This is a genomic window from Haloarcula rubripromontorii (genome assembly GCF_001280425.1).
Taxonomy (GTDB): domain Archaea; phylum Halobacteriota; class Halobacteria; order Halobacteriales; family Haloarculaceae; genus Haloarcula; species Haloarcula rubripromontorii.
The window spans coordinates 39,706-57,041 of the sequence record NZ_LIUF01000002.1 but is presented as its reverse complement, the minus strand read 5'-3'; the positions used below and the strand labels follow the sequence as shown (position 1 = coordinate 57,041).

Sequence of the window (17,336 nt, the reverse complement as noted above, 5' to 3'; positions counted from 1 at the left end):
ATACGTCGCACGCAATAGGTAGCTTGCGGTTCGCTTTTGTGTCGCCCAGCCGGACCGATTGTATGGAACCCACAGCTCCGCAAGAGGCGTGTTTCGAAGCGGGCGTCAAGTTCGGGTCGCTGTATCACCAGTTCGCGGGGACACCAATCAGCCCGGATAGCGCCGACTCGCTCGCAGCGGCAATGGAGGAAGCCATCGAGAACCAGCCGTTCTGTGAGACAGTTACCGTCAGCGTCCGCACGGCGGCACTCGAAGACGCTATCGCCGATGGCGGGGCGGACTACACAGAACTCACCGGGCGGTTCATCGATGTCGAGATGCACATCGAATACGAGGGTGTCACAGTCGAGACAAGCATGGCGATGGAGGACGGCTACCCGCTGATGCAGGTCGACGCAGTGCGGGAGTAAAATAGCCAGCGAGCGACCAGAATCCCTGACACGGCCCCGAAAATTTTACCAGAGGGGGGTGTGAGACTTGCGACATGGCCCTCCACGCAGTCGACGATATCGACGACGCAATCGACGCGACGAAGTCGTTTCTGTTCCCGTTCGAGAAATGGACGTGGCTCCGAATGGCGTTCGTCGTGTTCTTCATCGGTGGCGGCGGTGGCGGGCTGAACAACGTCCAGTCGTTCAGCAACTTCGGTAATTTTGGTGGGAACGGCGGGCCGAGCGGCCCCAGCGGTCCGGGAAGCGAGTTTCAGCTGACCGCGCCACTTGAAACTGTGCTGTCCCTGCCGGGGGCCCTCACGAGGCAAGTCTCCGGACCCGGCGTCCCGTCCGGCGCGCCGGACGAGCTACTCGCCGGGGCCGGGCTCCTCGTGTTCGCCGTTATCGGCCTGATCATCCTGCTCGCACTCGCGTATGGCATCCTGAGCAACTTCATGGAGTTCGTGTTGACGCAGGCGCTCATCGACCGCGAGATACACGTCCGTCGGTATTTCAGCGAACACGTCGGGGACGGCATACGGCTGCTCCTGTTCCGGCTTGTCCTCGGGATTATCTGGCTCGGCATCGCGCTCGTGATCGGTGCAGCCGGGTTCTTCCTGGTGCTCGGTGGTGATGCCGCAAACGTCGGGGCGTCGAGCGTCCTCGCGCTGTCGGGACTGTTCATCGCCGTGTTCGCAGTACTGGCCATAACCTACGGTATCGTCTTCGGATTCACCACGGTGTTTGTCGTGCCGCTGATGACGGCAGACAACGACGGCGTCCTCTCCGGGTGGTCGCGGCTCTGGGGATCAATGAAAAGCCATCCGAAGCAGTACCTCGCTTACCTGTTTTTCTCCATCGTCCTTCAGATCGGTGTCGGTATCGTCAGCGCAATTCTCGGGATTATCGCACTCATCGTCGTCGCGATTCCGGTCGGACTCGCCGCGTTCGGGCTGTATCTCGCCATTCAAGGGACTGTCGGAATCGTCGTGGCCGGCGGTATTGGCCTGCTGGGCGGACTGGTTTTCATCGTCCTCGGTGCGCTCATTCAGGTCCCGCTGACGACGTTCCTCCGGTACTACGCGATGCTCGTGCTGGGTGACATCGACGCCGACATGGACCCGATGCCCGAGGTGCGCTCGGACATTCGGGCCGAGTAGACACAACGGCTTTTCGGTTTCAGGACAGACTGGGCGTCCACGTCCTGCGGTTTCACTTTCACTTTCAGGCGGGCTTTTAACCAATCACCACCCCAATCGTTCTGTATGAGTCAGTCAAGTCTGGACGACGACGAACTGTTCGGCGAGGCGGCCAATGAAATGCGCACGGATGTTGAGGAGTCACTCGCGAAGGCCCGGGACGCGCTCCCAGAGGCTGATTCTGTCTGGGACGTGGAGGCCGACAACACGCTCGGTGTGCTGAACTCGCTCAAAACGGCACTTGACGTGGGCGATGCCGAGGAACATCTCCGCGACGCGAAGAAGTGGTACACGATGGGCGAACGCGCAGACGCCTTCGAAGACGCCGATGACCTCGCGGAAGAGATCGAGACCATCGCGGAACTCATCGACAACGTCGACGACGCTCGCGAGCAGGTCGGCGACCTCACAGCGACGATTCCACAGCTTCGCAGCACGCTCGAAGAGTTCGAGAGCGAAGACGGGGCGGACACAGAGGCAGACGCCGACGCAGAAGCGGAAGCCTGAGTTCGGGAGCCACGCTCCGGCGTATGCTCGCTACGTTCTCGACGGTAGCCAGCGCGTCGCTCGCGTCGTCCAGCGGCTTTTTATCGACCAGCAGCACGTCGTGATCGGATCCGATACGGCGGGAGTCGCGACGCCGTTCTCTCGCCCGAACACAGCAGCGAGGCGACTCAGACGATTGAATCCGGGCGGGTCGAAAAGTAGTTGAACACCGCCCCAAGTCCGATACCGTAGACGATGTGAGCGACGAGCGTCAGCACCGCATACAACACCAGCGTGAGTCCGGACTGGCCGGCATAAAAAGCGAGTACGAACCCAGTCCACATGGCCGCACCGAAGAACGCGCCGCTGACGTGGTCGGACTGGCCAGGGAGGTACGCCTTCAGCGAGGCAAACAGCAGCGGCCACGGGAACATGCCGCCGCCGAGGAAAATGAAGAAGCCGAACAGGACTTCCGGCACGTAGCCGGTCAGACCCACAAGTTCGGTGAGGATGGCAAAGTCGTCGAGGTTGAACGCGCCCAGTGACTGGGCGATGAGGAAGACGACCGTCATCATCGCTGTCCCGACCAGTCCGCCAGCGGCACCGACGACGCCGTCGGCAATAATCCCGGCGAGACTGTCGAACTCCTCGGCCTCGGTGAGACCGTCGTCGTTTATCGTCGGGTCCTCGACGCCGGGTGAGGTGTCTTCCATGGTGTGTTGTAACATGCCAATGAATAAAAAAGTTCCCGCACACGTTTGGGTGTTGAAGTAAATATGTCATCAATCTGTCCCCAATACCTATTACAGGGTGGGAAGAATCATGAAGATAATGGCGGGACCCATGATAACACATACCGCGGTTGTGTTCCCCTTGCACGGTGGCGACGTCAGGGCACCGAGTGCGGTGTTCGACCAGATATTCGAGGTGTTCCTGCTGCTGGGGACGGCTGTCGGGGTGGTCGTCGTGGCGTACACCATGTACCACGCGCTGAAGTACCGCGACGACGGCGAGACGGACCCGTACGCCGACAAGGTCGAGCGCCCCGAAATGGGTGAGCTGCCGACCGGCGGTTCGGGCGGTCGGAAGGTGTTTTACTCGTTCAGCATCAGCGCCATCATCGTCGTCTCGCTCATCGCCTGGACGTACTCGCAACTGCTGTACATCGAGCAGGGTCCCGACCCGGCCCAGGAGGAGGCGCTGGAGATCGACGTCGAGGGGTACCGCTTCGGCTGGGACTTCATTTACCCGAACGGGCACACGACAAACACGCTCTACGTACCACAGGACCGGGTGGTCAGGTTACGGGTGACCTCGACGGACGTGTTCCACAACTTCGGAATCCCGGCGGTGCGGGTCAAGACCGACGCCGTGCCGGGTCAGTACACCTCGGCTTGGTTCACGGCCAACGAGACCGGGAACTACACCGCCAAGTGCTACGAACTGTGTGGCAGCGGTCACTCGCTGATGACGGCGGAAGTGGTCGTGCTGCCACAGGAGGAGTACGAGGACTGGTATAACGGGACCGCCGGGCAGAGTGAGGGCCAGACGGCGAACGGAACTGCCAGCGAATCGGCCAGTCTCGGAGCGCCGACCGCGCCCGCCGCGACCGCAGGAGGTGTCCTCGCATGAGCCACGACCACGAACACGGCCTGCCACCGAAGTCGTCGGTCACCCGGTGGTTCCTCACGACGAACCACAAGGACATCGGCGTGCTGTATCTCATCACCGCGCTGTTCTTCCTGGTCTTCGGTGGCGTCCTCGCACTCTTGTTCCGCCTGGAACTGATTTCCTCGGGCGCTGACCTGCTGGGGTCGATGGGGTACAATCAGGCGGTGTCGACCCACGGCCTGCTGATGGTGTTCTGGTTCATCTCGCCCTTTGCGTTCGGGTTCGCGAACTACCTCGTTCCCCTGCAAATAGGGGCCGACGACCTCGCGTTCCCGCGTCTGAACGCGCTCTCGTACTGGCTGTACCTGTTCTCGGGTATCTTGATGGGCGTCTCCTTCTTCCAGGGGACCACCTTTGCGGGCGGGTGGACGATGTACGCTCCGCTGAACACGCCGGCGTACATCCCCGGCGAGGGGCTGGGCGCGACCTCAGTCGTGCTGGCGCTCATCATGTTCACCGCCGCCGTGACGCTGGGGTCGGTAAACTTCCTGACGACGATGTACCGCATGCGCGCCGAGGGCCTTCGGATGCGCGATATCCCCATCTTCTCGCTGTCTATCAACCTCACCGTCTGGATGATGCTCTTTGCCTTTGCGGCGCTGCTCGCGGCGCTGATGATACTCGCCTCCGACCACATCCTCGGGACGACCTACTTCCAGTACTCCATCGACGGGACGACGATGGCGACCGACGCGGACAACCCGGGTGCCTCGCTGCTGTGGGCGCACCTGTTCTGGTTCTTCGGCCATCCAGAGGTGTACATCGTCTTCTTCCCGGCGCTGGGCGTGATGGCCGAGTGCTTCCAGACCTTCACCGGCCGCCGGCTGGTCGGCCGCAAGTGGTTCATTATCTCGATGGTGCTGGTGGCCATCCAGAGCTTCGTCGTCTGGATGCACCACATGTTCCTGACCGGCATCAACCTCCCCATCAAGACAATCTTCATGGCGACCACCATCGGCATCTCGCTGCCCTTCGACCTGATGGTGTTCTCGCTCATCTACACGATGGCGAAGGGGCGGGTTCGCTTTACCACGCCGTTCCTGTTCTCGCTGGGCGCGCTCATCCTGTTCATCATCGGCGGCATCACCGGCGTCTTCCTGGGCGCTATCGTGCTCGACTACCAGTTCCGCGGGACCTACTGGGTCGTCGCGCACTTCCACTACGTGATGGTCGCGGGCGCGACGGCACTCTTTGGCGGGCTGTACTACTGGTACCCGAAGATCACGGGGAAGATGTACAACGAGCGCCTGGGGAAGATCCAGTTCGGCGTCTACTTCCTCGGCTTCAATCTGCTGTACTTCCCGATGTTCATCGCCTGGGAGACGCCCCGGCGGGTGTTCGTCTACCCCGAGGGCCTGCAGATATGGCACACGATGGCGACCGTCGGCGGGTTCGTGCTGGGGGCAAGCTTCCTCATCATGTTCTACAACCTCTTCGTCAGCCTCTGGCGCGGCGAGGACGTCGGCCCCAATCCCTGGGAGTACGCCACCTCCGCCGAGTGGGCCGTCTCCTCGCCGCCGCCGCTTGAGAACTTCCCCGGCATCCCGAGCTACGCCACCGGCAAGCTGGAGTTCCTCGACGACGAGACGGTCGCCGAGCGGACCGACCGCGCGCCCGGCGCCGCAGCGCACGGCCACGCGGCGACCGACGGCGGGACCGCGACGGACGGGGGCGCGGTGACAGCGAGGGCCGCGGTGACAGCCACCGAAATGGAGCCCGCCCACGAGACCGCCGGCGAGGAACACGCCAGCCACGCGAGTTTCTGGCCGTTCCTCGTCAGCCTCGGCGGGTTCATCGCCTTCCTCGGCCTCTCGGGCGTGCGGACGGGAAGCGTGTTCTACCTGTCGATGGCGGCCGTCGGCGGCCTCGTGACGTTCGGGTCGCTGTTCGGGATGACCCGCGAGCCGTTCCACGCGCCCGAGATGGCCATCGCGGAGCGCTGGCCCTTCTCGTCGGTCGAGAAGATGAAGCTCGGGATGTGGACGTTCCTCGCGAGCGACATCGTCCTGTTCGGCGCGTTCATCGGCTCCTACGCCTTCGTCCGGGTCGCCTACGGCTGGACGGCCTGGCACCACGACCTCATCCCCGCCGAACACGTGACGATGCCCGGCCTCATCAACACGTACCTGTTGCTCACGTCGAGTTTCCTCGTCGTGCTGGCGATGGTCGCCGCCGAACGGGAGAGCAAGCGCGGGACCGTCGCCGCGCTCGTCGGGACGTTCGCGCTCGGCGTCGGCTTCCTCATCAACAAGGGGCTGGAGTGGCAGCACCTGTTCCACATCAGCACGGAGGCGTTCCCGAACGGCTGGAACCTCTCGACGAACATCGCGTCGTCGACGTTCTACCTGACGACGGGACTGCACGGGGCCCACGTCACCATCGGGCTCATCATCTGTGCCTACATGACCGTCAGGGCCTGGAACGGGGCCTATCAGGGCGACGACAGGGCCATCGAGTACTTCGGGCTGTACTGGCACTTCGTCGACATCGTCTGGCTGTTCCTGTTCCCGCTGTTTTACATCCTCTAGAACAATGGACTGGAAAGGCTACACCGCGATATACGTCGTACTGTTCGCGTTCGCGACCGCGCAGGCGGTCGTCGAATTCACCGGCCTCGTCGACAGCGCCTACTGGGCCGCCTTCGCCATCATCATGGTGCTGTCGGTAATCAAGGCCGTCGGCGTCGCCGCCTACTACCAGCACCTGCGCTGGGAACCCCGCGCAGTCACGTACCTCGTGCTGGGCGGGACCGTCGCCGCACTCGCGCTGACCGGCGCAGCGGCGTACTCGATACTGTGAAGGGGTCAGGCAAGTAGCTGGAAGCTGACCGCGATGAGAAAGAGCACGCCGGCGACGGTCGCGGATTCCGCGACCGCCAGCGAGCGGGGATGCCCTCGACGCGTCGCCGAGAGATACACGCCGAACAGCAGGTAGCCACAGAGGCCCGCCCCGCCGACGACAGCGACCGTCAGGCCCGCTATCGATTGGGTCTCGACGGGGCCAGAGATGGACGCCACGACGCCGACCAGCAGCCCGACGACCAGGACCGCGAACGCGGCGACCCAGGCCAGTGGGCGGTCGGCGTACGCCTCGAATCGGCTCTCGCGGTCGCCCACCGGTGACCGGCCGCTCGTCGACGCCCCCGGGCTGTACTGATACCAGCGGCGTCCCCGGACCATCCATGCGACTACCGCCACCACGAACACACCCATTAGACCCATGCTAGCGAGGTACGTGGTTGACATGTACTAGCGTACAACACAACCCGTAATAATCGTTTGTGCCGCCCACCCTCGGACCGGATAGGCGTCCTCGCCGCTTCACTCATCAGCTAATGCCGACCACTGACGGCTCGGACATGGCGTCCTCGCCGCTTCACTCATCAGCTAATGCCGACCACTGACGGCTCGGACATGGCGTCCTCGCCGCTTCACTCATCAGCTAATGCCGACCACTGACAGCTCGGACATCGCGTCCTCGCCGCTTCAGTCGTCGGCATCCGTCCGCGCCCGTCGCTGAATCGCCCGCTCGACGAACTCCTCGGGAAGCTCGTCGATTTCGCCGGCCTGGACCGCCCAGAGGTTGGCATAGAGGCCGTCGGCGGCCAGCAGCTGGTCGTGGGTCCCGCGTTCGACGATGCGGCCGTCCTCGACGACGAGAATCGTGTCGGCGTCTTTCACCGTCGAGAGACGGTGGGCGATGGCGAACGTGGTCCGGTCGGCGGTCAGGTCGTCGAGCGACCGCTGGATGAGCATCTCGGTCTCCGTGTCCACGTCGCTGGTCGCCTCGTCGAGAATCAGGATTTCGGGGTCCTTCAGAATCGCCCGGGCGATGGCGATGCGCTGACGCTGGCCGCCGGAGAGCTTCACGCCGCGTTCGCCCACCATCGTGTCGTAGCCGTCGGGGAGATTGCGGACGAACTGGTCGGCCTCGGCGGCCTCCGCGGCGGCGACGATTTCCTCGTCCGTGGCGTCGAAGGTCCCGTAGGCGATGTTCTCCCGGACGGTGCCGTAGAACAGGAACGTCTCCTGGCTGACGTAGCCGATGGCGCGGCGGATGCTCTGAATCTGTACGTCCCGGACGTTCTGGCCGTCGATACGGACCGCACCGGAGTCCACGTCGTACATCCGGAGGAGGAGCTTCAGCACGGTGGATTTGCCCGCGCCGGTCGGGCCGACGAGGGCGACCGTCTCGCCACCGTCGGCCGCGAAGGAGATGTCCGACAGCACCGGGTCGTCACTGTCGTAGCCGAAGGACACGTCCTCGTACTCGACTCGCCCGTCGTTCACGGCCAGCGGCGGCGCGTCCTCGGCCTCTTCGAGGCGGCCGGGCGTGTCCATCAGCCCGAACACGCGCTCGGCGGAGGCGTAGGCCCGCTGGTACATATTGATAATCTGGCCGAACTGAGCCATCGGCCAGACGAACCGCTGGGTGTAGATGATGAACGCGACGAACTGCCCGCGGGAGAGCGGGGCCGTCAGCGGTCCGGGTGCCTGCCCGGTGACCATCAGCCCGCCGACGACGAACGTGACGACGAAGCCGATACCGGAGACCAGCCGGAGGCCGGGGAAGAAGGTGATGCGCGTCTCGATGGCGTCCCAGTTGGCGTCGAGGTAGTCCTCGGAGGAGTCCTCGACGCGGTCGGCCTCGTAGGGCTCGGTGTTGGCGGTCTTGATTATCTGGATGCCGCTGAGGTTGTTCTCCAGCCTGGAGTTGAGCTTCCCGACCGTCGACCGCACCTCGGCGTATTTCGGCTGGATGGTCTCGATGAACCGCTTGGTGAACACCGCGATAAGCGGCACCGGAAGCAACGCGACCAGCGCCAGCTGCCAGTTCATGTAGAACAGGTACGTGGCGATGCCGACGACCATGATTATCATCCGCGAGGCGGAGTTGAGGCCGTCGTTGAGGAACTTCTCCAGCCTGTTTACGTCGTTCGACAGCACCGACATCATCTCGCCGGTCTGCTTGTCGGCGAAGAAGTCCATGTTCAGCCGCTGCATCGTCTCGTAGGTGTCGGTCCGGACGGCGTGTTGGACGTGCTGGGCGAACTTGTTCCACCCCCAGTTCCGGCTCCAGTGGAAGACGGCCCCGAAGCCGAACGAGGCGGCGATGATGCCGGCCGTGAGCCACAACTGCGGCCCCTGCCCGCTCGGGATCCAGGCGTCGGGAACCAGAAAGAGGCCGTACTCGGCCTCCTGGAGGAAGATGGCGTCGATAGCCAGCGCGAGAAGGATGGGCGGCAGCAGGTCCAGCATCCGGGCAACGATGGAACTGCACAGGCCGACGACGAACGCCGCTAACTGACCCCGGCCGTAGCCGGTGAACAGTCGGAGCATCGGCCGGTCGACGCGTTCCCTGGCGTCCTCGAACACGTCGTCGTCCGAACCCGCGTCGAAATCCATTATCGAATGCAGGGGCTGAGCCCGCAAAAGGCCGTCGGGCTACGTGGCTTCGGGCGGCAGTTCGACCCGGTCGCCCACCTCGACGCCGGTCCGGTTGGCCCAGCCGCGGTTCACTTCGAGGACATACTTGCCCCGCCCCTCGTACCCCGTCAGGTCGCTCTCGCTGGTCCCCTCCGGCGGGAGCGGCGCGTGGTGGATCGTTGTGATGGTCCCGTTGGCGTCGATGAAGATGATATCAAGCGGGAACGACATGTTCCGCATGACGTAGGTGTGCTGGCCCGCTTCGTCGTGGACGAACAGCATTCCCTCGTTGGGTCCGAGCGACTCCGTCTCGCTCAGTCCGACATAGCGCTGATTGAACGTCTGTGCGATGCGAATCTCGACCGTGCCCAGTGGTTCCCCAGCGGTGTCTTCACGCACCGCAACTGTCGTTCTCGGCGTTGAAGCATCCGTTGGAGGCTGTGTTGCCGTCGTTGTCGCCTCTGCTCCCTCCCGGACCGTCACTGTGCCCTCCTCGTACTCGCCAGTTCCCAGCACCTCGACCCAGAGACCGGTCTGGAGGACGACGGCGGCAGCGACGAGCAGGCCGACCAGTCCGAGAACAACCACGGCAGGGCGCTGCATACTCCGTCTGAGGGGCAGGCCGTGGGTAATACTGTCGGTGCCCACTGTCGACCGAGAGAGAAAGCGTTATTCCTGCCGATGGAAAACGGTGGAATACGGGTCCGTGGTCTAGTTGGTTATGACGTGGCCTTTACAAGGCCGAGGCCGGTGGTTCGAATCCGCCCGGACCCACTTCTAACACCGACTGCGACGAACGAAGTGAGGAGCCAGCGGTGTCTGTGTGGAACAGCGGATTCGAATCAGGGAACGAAGCAACGCGAAGTGACCGTGGTTCGAATCCGCCCGGACCCATTCTGCGACGAACGAAGTGAGGGGCGTTCCCCTGCCACAGTCCGAGCGCCGACAGAGTGTCTGCACAGCCCTCACTCGGCGCGTTTCGTGCTCCCTATCTCGATTGATAGTCGCCCGTAATCCATATATCCAGAGTGGTGGTAGTGCGTGGCATGATAGATGGCTCGACGTGTCCGGCCTGTAGCGGGCACGTCTCGACGACTAATGGTACTGAGTACGAATGTGACGACTGTGGCGAGACGTTCGACAGCGCAGACCTGTTTCTCCCGTAATCGGCGGCCGAACCACTTGTCGATACCACAGAATCTGCGCCCGCTTTCGAAATGCTTTTTTCTACCCTCGTCATCGCTTGGAGTGCACGCCGCCTTAGCTCAGACTGGGAGAGCACTCGACTGAAGATCGAGCTGTCCCCGGTTCAAATCCGGGAGGCGGCATCCCCTTACCGCACGATTCTTAGCCGAGAGCATCCGCGCCCTCCTGCGATTCGCGCTTTCCTTGTGAGATTTCAACCGGTCCCCGGACGCACCGGCTCACGTCTGGCGTTCTGCAATAATCGAAACGCGCTGTAGCTCCTAGAAACTTTCGGTGTGCCCGATTTTGCTTGTCTGAGCATCTAAGGCTCGTCTTTTTTTATAACGCGGTGTTGGAAGCCAACTGAAACACCGGCCCACCCCGCTTTGGAAATTGCAATCATATGCAACCAGATTCACGGAGTTTGCTGACCCATTCTATGTTCGTAAAGGAAAGTGAACACACTCCCCTCCGATTTGCTGCTGAAGCTCTTTGGGGAGGAGTGTGTTTACTCGCCTTCGGAGAAGGCAACCGTATACTACTTCATTGACAATAGACTGCCCCCGAAGACTCTGACTCAACAGCCGACCGACGTGGGCTGAGGAGTTTTTACGAAACTCATATTTTGTCAAGCAGGTCTGATTTCTTCTCCTCAAATTCCTCGTCAGTCAGTACACCCTCTTCGTGGAGTTCTTTGAGGTTCTTCAATTGTTCCGTAGGGTCCGGTTCGGAGGAGTCTTCAACAACGACTGTATCCTCGTTCGACTCGGCAATCTTGCTCCGAATGAATTTGACCGCTCGCCGTACCTCGTCTTTTCCGGGGTCGTGAGCTTCGATGTGATACGTCTGCCCCGGTGTTTGTAGAGAAAGGCGCTTGTTGACCAAACCGGTATCCAAGTCCACACTTGTAATGCTCTCGTAGGGCACAGAACGCTCGTCATTCCCAGTTATCTGTGGTATCTTTACTGCTACCCTTTTGTCCGTGATTACGGCCCTCACGTATCCTTTCGTTCCGGTTTTCCGACTTCTGTCATCTCCCCACAGTGATTCTCCTGCTGATGACCCTTCAACATCGACCGTTGAGCCTCGGGTCAGATAGTAAACCTCCTCACCGCTATCGAGAATGTCTTTCACCTTATTCACCCGCTCGGGCGTGACGTAATCCCCACTCTCTTCGTCTGAGATTCGTCTTCGGGCACTACGGATAGACGACTTCTCTTTCTCTGTCCGGTCTACATCTGCGGCTGCCTGTGAGGAAATGTAATCAACTGCTTCCTGTACCTCGTCGCCGTCAGAATGTACATCTGCCAAGTTTACTGAGCCTGCGGTCTTTATTGGAAAGGTAATCGACGTGTCTTCCGTGTTCAGGGACACAGTGACCTTCCCACTTCCATCACTCTTCTCTGGGCCACTCCGTGCTTCTATATCCGTTATTGACTCGGAATCTATAGAGAGCGTAGAGTCTCCAGTGTCCCCGCCAGCAGTGAACAAAACGCGGTCATCAGTTACAGCCATCATCGTCCGGTACTTCCCATCCGGCTGGATACTCTCTCCATCTGAAACTCGGACCCCAGATTTGCTTTGCTGAGAGAATATATAGTGGGGCTGCTCGTCATCCGAAAGGTGGTCAATTAGTGGCCCATCATTCAGCCGGTCCCACGCCATCCGACCAGTCTCTGCTTTCGTCAGCTTATCGGCTGTAACGGAATCACCGTTCGCAGCATCAATTAACTCCTGTGTCTCTTTGTCCGGCCCGCTACTGAATAGTCCCATAATCGTGTGTTATGAGAACACGTATACAAATTGGTTGGGTGACTGTTCGTAAAGGAAAGTGAACACACTCCCCTACGGTTTCCTTCTGATGCTCTCTGGGGAAGGAGTGTGTTTACTCGCCTTCGGAGAAGGCAGCTGTATACTGAATCCACGTAGAGTGGTCTATTGCTTGTGTACTGTTGTCTCTACGACCGACTTTTGTGGGCCAAGGAAACTTAACGAGATTCAAACCTTTTCGAGCAGTTCTGATTGCATTTTCTAAATTCTTCGTTAGAGGGAGATTCGTGTCATATAGTGGGTCTTTTCTCCTCCGTCTGTGCAATATTGCACATTTCTGACAAAGGATATGAATATGCAAGCAGCAATTGACGTTCGTAAACTCACTTCTCTGAGTTATAATCCTAAACAGTCGGTAGTCAGTCCACAACCCGATGATAAGCTTTTACAATTTGTCGCTATAACACGTGTGCTATGACATACCAATCTAAGAAAATAGCCAATGTTATACCCGACATTAATAATCAAATCTTCTTGCCGGGGATTCAGCGGGAATTCGTTTGGGACAAAGAACAGATGATTCAGTTATTCGATTCAGTCATCAGGGGATACCCAATAGGCTCATTCCTCTTTTGGAACGCTCGGGGGAAATTTGCAGAAAATCAGATTAAATATGAATTCGTACAACACTACATAACTGAAGGTGTGTATCCAGACGAGTTTGACGACGTAAGATTCCGAAATCCGAAAGTCAGAGACGAGTTCGCGACAGATTTACCGGACAAATTGACGCTTGTTCTTGATGGTCAGCAGCGTCTAACAACGTTCTATATCGGACTTAAAGGAAGTCTGACGGATAGAGGTTACCGACAGCTACGAAAGAAGCCAGAATCGTGGACTCGAAAAAAGCTCTACATCAACCTCTTGTCTGACCCGTCCAGAGTCACAGAAGATGACCGAAAGCTGAAATATATCTTGGACTTCAAACAACCAGACCCGTCACATTCTGCTTCAGAGTACTGGTATCCAGTGGGCGATATTCTGAATGTAGAGACTCAGGACGAGCGTTATGCGCTTGTTGATGAAATTCAAGACGAATTGGAAGCTGCTGGTGTTAGCCACAGTGCGATTAATCGTAAATACATAGAACAGAATCTCAATGAATTGTGGCGGGCTATCCACGAGCGCGACACTATCAACTATTACGAGCTTGACAGCAAACACAGTGATAACGTTCTCGACATTTTCATTCGGGCAAATGAAGGCGGAACACAGCTTGGCAAGGAGGAAATGCTTCTATCAATGGCTACCGCGAAATGGTCGGAGGGCGCTAACTCAATTGACGCTCGAAAGAAGATAACTACCCTTGTTGACAAGCTGAACGGCTATGATGCACAGGCTGGCTTTGATTTCGATATTGGATTCATTCTGCGGAATCTGCTTGCTGCCTCAGAACTTTCCAGCAAATACGATATACAGAATTTCTCTGATAAAAATCTACAGCAAATGAAAGAAGTGTTCCAAGACCCGGACTTTGAGGATGCACTTTTCGACACACTGGACTTAGTGGAGAGCTACGGATTGGACGGACACGCTGTGTCTTCAACAGTATCACTCATACCTATTGTTTACTTCTTCTACAATAATGATAACGTCAAACTCGGATGGGATGCGAAGGACGGCAGACAAACCCGGACAAAGCTATTCTATTGGCTCTGTTCGACACTGTTGAAAGGCGTGTACCATTCTGCACCATATACGCTTATCAATGCCATAAGGAACGATATTCGGTCAGCACCTGACGGAACATTCCCATTAGAAGAATTGCACAGCACGCTTCTTTCTAATGGTAAGTCTCTCACTTTCCTTGAAGAAGAAGTGCGAGATATGGTCCAAGACCTTCAGTACGGGAATAAGCGAGTGGAGGTTTTCCTTTCGCTACTGTACTTCCCCGAACCAGCGAGTCAACACGAGACCTTCGAGGTTGACCACATCTTCCCTCGAAGCCAACTTTCACAGGAGAACCTTGTTGACGAACACGGGATGGATTTAGCTCGGGCCAGCCGTTATGAGAATCTGCGTGATAATTTACTAAACCTCCAATTCCTCACACCTGACGAGAATTCCGAAAAGTCCGACCTTGATTATGTAGAGTGGTTAGAGTCACGTCACGATTCGCAGACTGAGAGGCACTACATCCCTGATGATGAGGAACTGTATGAGGTGGCGAATTTTGAGGAATTCCTAAATGAACGTGAAAACCTGATTACCAAGCGTTTGCTTGAAATGTCTGATGAGATTGAGGAACAGTTCGGGACTGACGAAGGCGTCACAGCTTCCTCTGAAGCAGCTATGGATTAAGATACCTCTGTTACTGTGTCTGTGATTGAGATTGTGATTCCTCTTCTACGTCCCACCAGTTGACATACAGTAGAAAAAGGAGCGTGAGACCAAATATAACCGCTGCACCAATTAGAGAATAAATCAATCGTTCCCACTCAGAGAAGTACACAAGATTTCGTGCAACACCCTGAAACCCGCCCGCGAGAACAAGTGCAATCGTGAGATATGCTACACTCTTGTTAATCCGAATCTCGCGCTTTCGGTCTTCCTGTCTTTCCGCTCTCTCTGCCTTTCGCTCTTCTCGTTCATTTTGACGTTCCTCCCGCTCTTTCTGGTCAAGAACGACTTTGATGCCTTCAGAAGTGAGTTTGGGTGTGCCGGTTTTGTCTACTAACTCTGCTTGATGCAAGTTTCCAAGAATCTGATTTACCTGTGATTCATCAACGTCGTCAATTGTCCCAGCTATATCATCTGAGGATAGGTTTGTGTCGTCATCGCCAAAGTGGTCTTCATATAATATCTCAAGTATACGGTGTCCCGCTTCTGTATCACCGGTCATAGCCTATTCGTCACAAATATTCGTAGAATCTTCAAAGGTAGTATTTAAAATAGTATATTTGTACTCAGCAGATAGCAATTCTATCACTTAGGAAGCCGTGAATTATGTCCGGGAAAAACGTTTATATGCAAGTTTTACCCTGTCAGAATATTGATAAGAATTAAGTGGGTAGGGCACTATGATATAGTACGGCGAACCCCCCGAAGAGACGTGGCTATCAGCACCTCGGAACAGTGAGTTTGCGAGTAGCTGATGAATATTAGCCACTTCGACAGCACCCGGTAAAGCTTCGAGGAGGGCTACTACCGACGAGTAGCTGCGGGTCTCGCCTCATAGGAGACAACAATGAGTACGAACACAGAAACCGCAGAGAAAGAGAGTGAACAGACTGGAAAGCAAATCCCCGAAGCACTGAAATCGCGTGACCAATGGTTCTGTTGGCTCACCAAAGAGGATGGAGAAAGCGTCCCAATCAATCCGACAACAGAAGAGCGGGCCAATCCCTCAGACCCGAGTACGCTGGTGGGATTCGAGACGGCAAAGACGCTCTCGGATGCACCAGCTACCGATGCCGAAGGTCTCGGCTTCGCAGTGACCGAGGATGACCCCCTTGTTAGGATTTGGTTGGAAGATGCGGTTACAGACGGAGAACCCGAATCGTGGGCCGAGGAGATTATCGAGAAAGCCGACACATATGCAGAGTACGGTCCCGAGAAAGAGAATATCTATCTCTTCGCAAAGGGGACTGTTCCTGAAGAGTTGAGCCGAGGTAACGGCGTTGAGATGTTTGACAGCAAGCGTCTGTCGCCAATCACCGGTAACCTGCTTGAGCGGTCTCCTGCCAGCGTCGAAGAGCGAGAAGCTGTCTTGAACGAGGTTTATCAGGAGTACATAGCAGACGAACACACTGACGGTGATAGTAGTGACACCACTGGCTTAGATGATGAGAACCTTCTCTCCGAGGTGAGGGAAACAGTTCTCGAAGAGTTCGGTAAACAGACGTGGGATGTGACTGAAGCCGCCTTATCCGTTCAGGCGACGTTACTGCTTAGCGACCCACAGCACAGTACCGGACTGGTGATTGTCGGGGAAGCAGGGGCGGGAAAAACTACCGTCCTACGCTTCTTCGAAGGGCTGGAAGAGCTGGTGTACCGGAGTGACGATGCAACACCCGCTTCGTTTGTAAGCCACGATGCTTCCCTGAGTGAGGAGCAGCTACGTGAAGAGGTTGACTTGCTTCCCCGAATACAGCACAAAACTCTCTTGGTAGGAGATATGTCAAGCTGGTTCTCTGGTGGGAGAGATACGATAGAGGAGCGTATGTCCACGCTTGCAAGGCTAATGGACGGTGACGGATACACGACGGATAGTGGGACACACGGAGAACGTGGATACAAAGATGGGGACTATCGCTTTGCGATTCTCGGGGCAAACACACCGCTCCAACCTCGGGCGTGGAACGCAATGGGACACACTGGCAACCGTTTCGTGTTCCACGAGAAGGCGGGCACGAATAACATTGGACAGGTTGTAGAAGAGGTGACGGAGGAAGACGCATACACCAAACGAGTGAAGCGGTGTCAGGAGGTAGTGCATCAATTCCTGACGCATATCTGGGACCAGTATGGTGGTTACAGAAGTGTTGAATGGAATAGCTCTGCAACTGAGGAGATTCGGGAAATCTTGGAGGTACTCACTCGCATCGTTCAACACAGTCGTGCTCCAATTGCCGAAACAGGTGAAATCGTAAAGGACAGCGGATACAGGGTTTCAACGGCGCTCTGGGAGATAGCACAGGCACACGCGCTCCTACGAGGTGAAACACAGGTCGCTCTACAAGATATGGACGTGTGCGCTCGTATCGCTCTAAGTACGATGCCAAAAGAGCGTCGTCCAGTCGTTCGAGCCGTACTAAATCCCGATAACGACGGTTCCCTCTCGGGACCTGAGCTAACAGAACAGGTCTCTTCGTCTAAGCCCACTGTGCTGGACCGTATGGAGCTACTGGACGTACTCGGTATTGCAGACTGTGAGAAAAAAGACGGTCGAGGGAAGAAAGTCGTTGAACGAAAAGACGAATTTGAGTGGCCGGATTCGCTCGACTTCCCCGAGTTCTGAAACTCTAACGGAGGCAGGTCATTAAGCAATCTTGAGCCGTGCATACACTCTTCGGGAATGAACACAGGCTCCCCCTGTTTGTGACCAAGGACTAATACGAACCAAAGGAGGTTATTGTACAGCTACGCCGTACCCTGATTATTCCGTA

Annotated in this window: 14 protein-coding genes and 2 tRNA genes; 10 read left to right on the top strand and 6 right to left on the bottom strand. The window is 57.5% G+C overall.

Features of this window, described 5'->3' with window-relative positions; translation table 11 throughout:
• Positions 1-62: 62 nt before the first annotated feature.
• From AMS69_RS05510 to AMS69_RS05500, 3 genes are all read left to right on the top strand, one after another.
• Positions 63-410, top strand: a complete 348-nt coding sequence (locus tag AMS69_RS05510) for a dihydroneopterin aldolase family protein (protein WP_053967093.1) — start codon at positions 63-65, stop codon at positions 408-410.
• 74 nt (positions 411-484) lie between these two features.
• A complete protein-coding gene (locus AMS69_RS05505; protein ID WP_053967092.1) occupies positions 485-1,591 on the top strand; it encodes a DUF7544 domain-containing protein in 1,107 nt (368 codons plus the stop codon).
• Positions 1,592-1,696: 105 nt separating this feature from the next.
• Positions 1,697-2,137: a DUF5790 family protein gene (locus AMS69_RS05500; RefSeq protein ID WP_053967091.1), complete on the top strand. Its 441-nt coding sequence runs from the start codon at positions 1,697-1,699 to the stop codon at positions 2,135-2,137.
• Between the two features lie 167 nt (positions 2,138-2,304).
• Here AMS69_RS05500 and AMS69_RS05495 read toward each other — a convergent pair whose 3' ends face one another.
• Entirely contained in the window at positions 2,305-2,829 is a 525-nt protein-coding gene (locus AMS69_RS05495; protein ID WP_053967090.1) for a DUF6789 family protein, read from the bottom strand.
• A gap of 118 nt (positions 2,830-2,947) precedes the next feature.
• Between AMS69_RS05495 and coxB the strand changes: the two genes are divergently transcribed.
• Genes coxB through AMS69_RS05480 form a run of 3 tightly spaced genes read left to right on the top strand, consistent with a single transcriptional unit; the run spans position 2,948 to position 6,586 of the window.
• Positions 2,948-3,748, top strand: a complete 801-nt coding sequence (gene coxB / locus AMS69_RS05490; protein ID WP_053967089.1) for a cytochrome c oxidase subunit II — start codon at positions 2,948-2,950, stop codon at positions 3,746-3,748.
• The gene (locus AMS69_RS05485; RefSeq protein ID WP_053967088.1) at positions 3,745-6,315 is read left to right on the top strand and encodes a cbb3-type cytochrome c oxidase subunit I; all 2,571 of its coding nucleotides are present in this window, start codon (positions 3,745-3,747) and stop codon (positions 6,313-6,315) included. The genes coxB and AMS69_RS05485 overlap by 4 nt, the downstream gene beginning before the upstream one ends.
• Positions 6,316-6,319: 4 nt before the next feature.
• Positions 6,320-6,586 carry a cytochrome C oxidase subunit IV family protein gene (locus tag AMS69_RS05480; protein WP_053967087.1) on the top strand — a complete coding sequence of 89 codons (267 nt, stop codon included), beginning with the start codon at positions 6,320-6,322 and terminating at the stop codon, positions 6,584-6,586.
• A 5-nt stretch (positions 6,587-6,591) separates the two neighbouring features.
• Here AMS69_RS05480 and AMS69_RS05475 read toward each other — a convergent pair whose 3' ends face one another.
• The 3 genes from AMS69_RS05475 to AMS69_RS05465 all read right to left on the bottom strand — a co-directional run bounded on the left by AMS69_RS05475 (position 6,592) and on the right by AMS69_RS05465 (position 9,816).
• Positions 6,592-7,032: a hypothetical protein gene (locus AMS69_RS05475; RefSeq protein WP_053967086.1), complete on the bottom strand. Its 441-nt coding sequence runs from the start codon at positions 7,030-7,032 to the stop codon at positions 6,592-6,594.
• 240 nt (positions 7,033-7,272) lie between these two features.
• A complete protein-coding gene (locus AMS69_RS05470; protein ID WP_053967085.1) occupies positions 7,273-9,192 on the bottom strand; it encodes an ABC transporter ATP-binding protein in 1,920 nt (639 codons plus the stop codon).
• Positions 9,193-9,231: 39 nt separating this feature from the next.
• A complete protein-coding gene (locus AMS69_RS05465; RefSeq protein ID WP_053967084.1) occupies positions 9,232-9,816 on the bottom strand; it encodes a DUF192 domain-containing protein in 585 nt (194 codons plus the stop codon).
• Between the two features lie 97 nt (positions 9,817-9,913).
• Between AMS69_RS05465 and AMS69_RS05460 the strand changes: the two genes are divergently transcribed.
• Both AMS69_RS05460 and AMS69_RS05455 read left to right on the top strand, forming a co-directional pair.
• Positions 9,914-9,987 (top strand) — tRNA-Val (locus AMS69_RS05460).
• Between the two features lie 480 nt (positions 9,988-10,467).
• Positions 10,468-10,541 (top strand) — tRNA-Phe (locus AMS69_RS05455).
• Positions 10,542-11,016: 475 nt separating this feature from the next.
• On the opposite strand, the gene AMS69_RS05450 is transcribed toward AMS69_RS05455, so the two are convergent.
• Positions 11,017-12,171 (bottom strand): PH domain-containing protein, encoded by a 1,155-nt coding sequence (locus tag AMS69_RS05450; protein WP_053967083.1) that lies wholly within the window; start codon positions 12,169-12,171, stop codon positions 11,017-11,019.
• 471 nt (positions 12,172-12,642) lie between these two features.
• Between AMS69_RS05450 and AMS69_RS05445 the strand changes: the two genes are divergently transcribed.
• On the top strand, positions 12,643-14,529 hold the full coding sequence (locus tag AMS69_RS05445) for a DUF262 domain-containing protein (protein ID WP_053967082.1): 1,887 nt from the start codon (positions 12,643-12,645) through the stop codon (positions 14,527-14,529).
• Between the two features lie 10 nt (positions 14,530-14,539).
• Here AMS69_RS05445 and AMS69_RS05440 read toward each other — a convergent pair whose 3' ends face one another.
• Positions 14,540-15,070 (bottom strand): hypothetical protein, encoded by a 531-nt coding sequence (locus tag AMS69_RS05440; protein WP_053967081.1) that lies wholly within the window; start codon positions 15,068-15,070, stop codon positions 14,540-14,542.
• Between the two features lie 345 nt (positions 15,071-15,415).
• Between AMS69_RS05440 and AMS69_RS05435 the strand changes: the two genes are divergently transcribed.
• Positions 15,416-17,188, top strand: coding sequence for a hypothetical protein (locus tag AMS69_RS05435; RefSeq protein WP_053967080.1), 1,773 nt, complete (start codon positions 15,416-15,418; stop codon positions 17,186-17,188).
• Positions 17,189-17,336: the final 148 nt, after the last annotated feature.

Coding starts and splice junctions, on each gene's coding strand:
- AMS69_RS05475 (WP_053967086.1), bottom strand. CDS start 7,032: ATGTCAACCACGTACCTCGCTAGCATGGGTCTAATGGGTGTGTTCGTG.
- coxB (WP_053967089.1), top strand. CDS start 2,948: ATGGCGGGACCCATGATAACACATACCGCGGTTGTGTTCCCCTTGCAC.
- AMS69_RS05440 (WP_053967081.1), bottom strand. CDS start 15,070: ATGACCGGTGATACAGAAGCGGGACACCGTATACTTGAGATATTATAT.
- AMS69_RS05450 (WP_053967083.1), bottom strand. CDS start 12,171: ATGGGACTATTCAGTAGCGGGCCGGACAAAGAGACACAGGAGTTAATT.
- AMS69_RS05465 (WP_053967084.1), bottom strand. CDS start 9,816: ATGCAGCGCCCTGCCGTGGTTGTTCTCGGACTGGTCGGCCTGCTCGTC.
- AMS69_RS05435 (WP_053967080.1), top strand. CDS start 15,416: ATGAGTACGAACACAGAAACCGCAGAGAAAGAGAGTGAACAGACTGGA.
- AMS69_RS05500 (WP_053967091.1), top strand. CDS start 1,697: ATGAGTCAGTCAAGTCTGGACGACGACGAACTGTTCGGCGAGGCGGCC.
- AMS69_RS05470 (WP_053967085.1), bottom strand. CDS start 9,192: ATGGATTTCGACGCGGGTTCGGACGACGACGTGTTCGAGGACGCCAGG.
- AMS69_RS05480 (WP_053967087.1), top strand. CDS start 6,320: ATGGACTGGAAAGGCTACACCGCGATATACGTCGTACTGTTCGCGTTC.
- AMS69_RS05445 (WP_053967082.1), top strand. CDS start 12,643: ATGACATACCAATCTAAGAAAATAGCCAATGTTATACCCGACATTAAT.
- AMS69_RS05495 (WP_053967090.1), bottom strand. CDS start 2,829: ATGGAAGACACCTCACCCGGCGTCGAGGACCCGACGATAAACGACGAC.
- AMS69_RS05485 (WP_053967088.1), top strand. CDS start 3,745: ATGAGCCACGACCACGAACACGGCCTGCCACCGAAGTCGTCGGTCACC.
- AMS69_RS05510 (WP_053967093.1), top strand. CDS start 63: ATGGAACCCACAGCTCCGCAAGAGGCGTGTTTCGAAGCGGGCGTCAAG.
- AMS69_RS05505 (WP_053967092.1), top strand. CDS start 485: ATGGCCCTCCACGCAGTCGACGATATCGACGACGCAATCGACGCGACG.